The sequence below is a fragment of the Fusicatenibacter saccharivorans genome (genome assembly GCF_027667425.1).
In the GTDB taxonomy this organism is placed as follows: domain Bacteria; phylum Bacillota; class Clostridia; order Lachnospirales; family Lachnospiraceae; genus Fusicatenibacter; species Fusicatenibacter saccharivorans.
The window spans coordinates 1-478 of the sequence record NZ_JAQEGR010000016.1; the positions used below are offsets into that span (position 1 = coordinate 1).

The following is a 478-nucleotide window of genomic DNA, read 5'->3' on the forward strand; positions in this document are numbered from 1 at the left end:
GTTCAACTGGTGGTTTATTATTAGCCCTCCAAAGGGCTATTGTTACTATTCGCCCCAAAGGGCGGTATCGCAAGCACTTTTGCTGGCCCGCTATAAAGCGGTACTACTCGAATCTTCTCGTCTCGATTCTTCTGCTTGCTCTTTTATATACTTTTGAACTGCTTCATCTGTTATATTGCCAATCGTTTCAACATAATATCCTCTAGCCCAAAACGCTTTATCCCATTTACTTTGCAACTCAGGATGCCTGTCATAAATCATTAATGTGCTTTTTCCTTTCAGATACCCCATAAAATCTGATACTCTGAGTTTTGGTGGAATTGCTACGCTTAAATGTACATGATCTATACATACCGCTCCTGCAATTATCTCTACATTTTTATACTGGCATAAAGTTGCTATTATCTCTCGGACATCTCTGCGTATTCTCCCATACAATACCTTCTTTCGGTATTTAGGAATAAACACAATGTGATAC

General features: G+C 39.1%; 1 protein-coding gene. It reads right to left on the reverse strand.

Annotated elements, in window-relative coordinates; all coding sequences use genetic code 11:
• Positions 1-90 precede the first annotated feature (90 nt).
• Positions 91-478 (reverse strand): IS200/IS605 family transposase (gene tnpA, locus PGS38_RS14020; RefSeq protein WP_270476384.1); only part of this gene is annotated, 388 nt, incomplete at its 5' end.